General features: G+C 67.8%; 2 protein-coding genes and 1 pseudogene. 1 reads left to right on the top strand and 2 read right to left on the bottom strand.

What is annotated here, in order from left to right:
- Positions 1-230: 230 nt before the first annotated feature.
- Entirely contained in the window at positions 231-2,537 is a 2,307-nt protein-coding gene (locus DY245_RS34250; protein ID WP_128511021.1) for a WD40 repeat domain-containing serine/threonine protein kinase, read from the bottom strand.
- Positions 2,538-2,822: 285 nt separating this feature from the next.
- On the bottom strand, positions 2,823-2,966 hold the full coding sequence (locus DY245_RS45495; protein WP_220377986.1) for a hypothetical protein: 144 nt from the start codon (positions 2,964-2,966) through the stop codon (positions 2,823-2,825).
- 618 nt (positions 2,967-3,584) lie between these two features.
- Here DY245_RS45495 and DY245_RS34245 point away from each other — a divergent pair.
- Positions 3,585-3,695 (top strand): annotated as a pseudogene (locus DY245_RS34245) (3-hydroxyacyl-CoA dehydrogenase family protein); the annotation flags it as partial.
- Positions 3,696-3,878 lie beyond the last annotated feature (183 nt).

Raw genomic sequence — 3,878 nt, 5'->3', positions numbered from 1 at the left:
CGGCCGAGCCACCCCACACCCCCGGATCAACGGTCCCGGAGTGATCCAACCACCTCGAAGATCATTTCGTTAGGAGTTCTTAGCGAAGACGTCGCCAGCTCGATGGAGTCGACGTGCAGGGGTGCGTGGCTGGTGCTGACGCGGCGTACGCGTCGGCGGATCTGACCACGGTCTCCGAGGACCGAGGAAATCGTGGTCGGAGCAGCGATACCTGCCACGCCCTCTCAAGATCAGCTGAGCTTCCAGAGAGCCAGGTGGTAGCCCAAAGCTTCGGCCAGGAACTCGCCGCCGGGACTGAAGGAGAGATCATCCGGGAGGGTCTGCCGCGCCTCGGCCTCATTCATAGTCTTGGCCGCCTCCTCGATCCTTTCGTCGAGCACGCGGATCGGGTTCCAGGTGGTGGTGGACCAGATCTGGACCGCCCCGCCCCCCTCGCTGGCGGCCAAGGACTTGCCATCCGGGCTGAACGCTACGGCGCTGATGGGTTCCTGAGTGAAGGTCAGGGTCTCGATCTCGGTACGGCTGCCAGGGCGCCACAGCTTGACCTCGTTTCTAGAGGTAGCCGCGAGGACCTTGCCGTCCGGGCTGACCGCGAGGTCGATCAGGCCGTACCCGGCTTTCTGGACAGTGGCGGTAACCCTCCGCTGGCGGATGTCCCAGAAGCGCAGCTTATCGGTGTAGGTGGAGGCGATGAGGGTGCGGCTGTCCCGGGTGAACCTCATGCACAGCACCGCCCCCTCGGTCACTCTCGCCGTGGGCCCCGCGGGGTCGACGAGCGTGGCGACCAGGTTGCGGGACCTGACATCCCACAACGTGATCGTGGTGTTAGCACTGTGCGCCAGGATCTTTCCGTCCGGGCTGAATGCCAGAGTCGCGTACTCGGGCTCCTTCTGGTTCTTGTCGCCGTTGAGCGTGGCCGCCTTCTTACGGGACGCGACATCCCACAGCGTGATCGTCGCGTACTTGTCCACGCTGGCGAGGAGCGAGCCGTCCGGGCTGAACACCACGTCGAACGTGGTGTTGTCGACCCCCGTCCCGCCGGGCCCGCTGAGGACGGCCGCGATCTCCAGGGTGGGGCTGTGCCGGAGCACGACGCCGCCATCCAGGTCACCGACCGCGATGAGCTTGCCGTCTCGGCTGAAATCCGTGGCGGTCAGCATGGTGTCCCACTTGTCGGACACAGTGAACCTGGACGCCTGCTTGGGGCTGGACGACGGGGACCGCGACGCGCTCGGGCTCACCGTCTCCGACGGAGATGTACTCCGCGACGGGGATGCCCCGGAAGCCCCCGCGGCCGAGGAACCCGAGAGCCGGTCCAGGGTGAGCGGGACAGCGACCGCCGCGGCGGCACCGGCGCCCAGCGCGCCGAGCAGGAGCACACGGCGGCTCGGGCGGCGACGTCCCGCCGGATCCTCCAGCTGCCCGTCGGATGCCGCCGCAGCGCCGGCCGGCGGAACCGGCCCCGCGGACGCCCCGGCCGCCGGGAGCGCGGTCTCGGTGAGCTCATCCGCGACCCCAAAGGCAGGCGGAACGCCGGGATCCTGCGGGGCCAGGCCCCCGGGCGGAGGCGGGGTGCCGCCTGCTCCCGACGCGGTGCGGACGACCGTCTCGGCCCCGGATTCCACCAGCACGCCCCCGTCTTCCAGCAGACCGAGGACCCGAGTGATCTCGGCCTGCTGCTCGTCGATCAGGGCGTGTACGGCGGCGGGCCAGGGCCGCGCGGACGGGGCCAGCCGCCCAAGAAGCTGCGGGATCTCGGTCGGAGTGGGCCGCTGGGACGGGTCCTTGGCCAAGCACCGCGCAACGAGGCCGCGCAGCTCGTCCGGGAGTGGTGTGAGGTCGGGTTCGGTGTGTACGACGTTGTAGAGCGTCTGCGGCGTGGAGGTACCGGCGAACGGGCTCCGACCGGTGCACGCCTGGACCAGCACCGCGCCGAGCGAGAACACGTCGCTGGCCGGGGTGAGTTCACGGCCCTCGGCCTGTTCCGGAGACATGAAGGCGGGGGAGCCGACCAGCCAGCCCGTGTGGGTGATCTCGGTGCCGCCTTCGCTGTCGGTGGCCCGTGCGATCCCGAAGTCGATGACCCGGGGCCCGTCGGCGGCGAGCAGCACGTTGGACGGCTTGAGGTCGCGGTGGATCAGCCCGACCCGGTGGATCTCGGCCAGGGCGGCGGCGAGACCTGCGGCCAGGCGCACCGCCGTCCTCGGCGGCAACGGACCGACGGTTTCCACGACTTCGCTCAGGGGTGGGCCCGGTACGAACACCGACGCCAGCCACGGCAGTGGCGCGTCCGCGTCCGCATCAACCACGGCGGCCGTATAGGCGCCGGACACCCTGCGGGACGCCTTTACCTCGCGGCGGAAGCGCGTACGGAATCCGTCGTCCTCCACGAACTGCGAGCGCACCACCTTGACCGCGGCCAGGCGCCCGTCCGGCGTGACACCGAGCAGCACCCGCCCCATGCCGCCCCGCCCCAGCTCGGCCACCAGCCGGTACGGACCGGCCACCGGCCGGTCCGACTCCCCCAACAGCTCCATCGGCCCTCTCCGACGCGTCAGTGCCTCTGCACAACTCCGGGCACGCGAACCCCTGTTACGTACATCGCCGCGTTCAGTGAAGCGTTTCACACCTGTGTGAACAGGGTGCTTGATACGGCGGAGGATCGCCGCATAGATCGAGAACGGGTGTCCTGTCGAAGTGCATCTGGGCCGGCAGTGGGCTACTGGCCTGCTGGTATGCCGTGTTGATTGAGAACGCCGGCCTTCGGCGATCTCAATCAACACGGCTTTCGCGGAATCGTGCTGACCGACGGGGCAGCCGGCTCAGTCGTCTTGCTCTTCGGCGAAGCTGCCCATGCTCTCGTTGAGACGGCGCCGCGCTGCATGCAGACGCTCCGCGTAGTCAGCGGCGAAGATCTCGGGAATGGCCTTGTCCAGCGTCCCTGCGAGCCTGTGGATGGGGCCCACGCGACCGGATCAGCGGCAGGCAGAAGTTCTCGTAATGCGATGCAGGCCGGTAGCGGACGCCGGATCCGATGACAAACATGCAGGCCAACGGCTTGGGCTCGTTCACTGCGAACGAGCCCGAGCCGGGCCGTGCTGAGTTCGTGCTGAGTTCGTGCTGAGTTCGTGCTGGCTTCCGTTGCCGCCCCTTCCGTTCCGTTCGGAGGCGTTGTGCTGGATCGGTGCTGGTTTCGGCGCTGACGGGTGGAAGCATGGACAGCCCAGGGCCGCGACACGCTCACTCTTCGCTGTGCGTCACCTCGGCTCCCATGCCGTCTCCCTCGCGGAGGCTCGGCCACGACGGGCCCATGAAGGGCAAGTGGCGTTGCATGGGGTCGTTTGGTGCGGCCGTGATCCGTCCCTATCGTGTCGCACTCCCGACCTACGGACGTGAACACCTATGGACCAACCGATGTGGACCGTGCCTGCCCTGGCAAACTTTCCCGGAAAGCCCGTCTCATAGGCTTACGACAATCACGAGAAGCTGGCCATTCCCAGCTTTCGCGTGGGGCAACAACCGTGGTTCCGGCCCGGCGAGATCAAGACCTGGCTGGAAGACAACTGCCGCGAGCAAGAGGCTGCATGAACGAGGAGTACAAGGAGCCGCTGTACGCCGCTCCCCCGCTGCTCCAGCGCATGGTCGACGCGGGACGGCTGGGCCGGAAGAGCGGGCCGGGCTCCTACTCGTACTAGGGCGTGTCTCTTCGATCAAGTGATTCGTCGGGGGATCAGCATGCGACGGGTGCTGACGCGCTGACCATGCAGATCGATTCGGCGGCCGACGGCAGTGGCCCATCACGGGAGTTGGCGGACACGAAATTCCGTCGAACGCGGAGTCGATCTTTGAGAAGGTCGTGAGTGTCCCGGATCTACTGT

This window comes from Streptomyces inhibens, assembly GCF_003389455.1.
Taxonomy (GTDB): Bacteria; Actinomycetota; Actinomycetes; order Streptomycetales; family Streptomycetaceae; genus Streptomyces; species Streptomyces inhibens.
This window is presented reverse-complemented; position numbering and strand designations above follow the sequence as displayed.

Bases quoted from the DNA above. Each gene is read 5' to 3' on its own strand.
- DY245_RS34250 (WP_128511021.1), bottom strand. From the start codon at position 2,537: ATGGAGCTGTTGGGGGAGTCGGACCGGCCGGTGGCCGGTCCGTACCGG.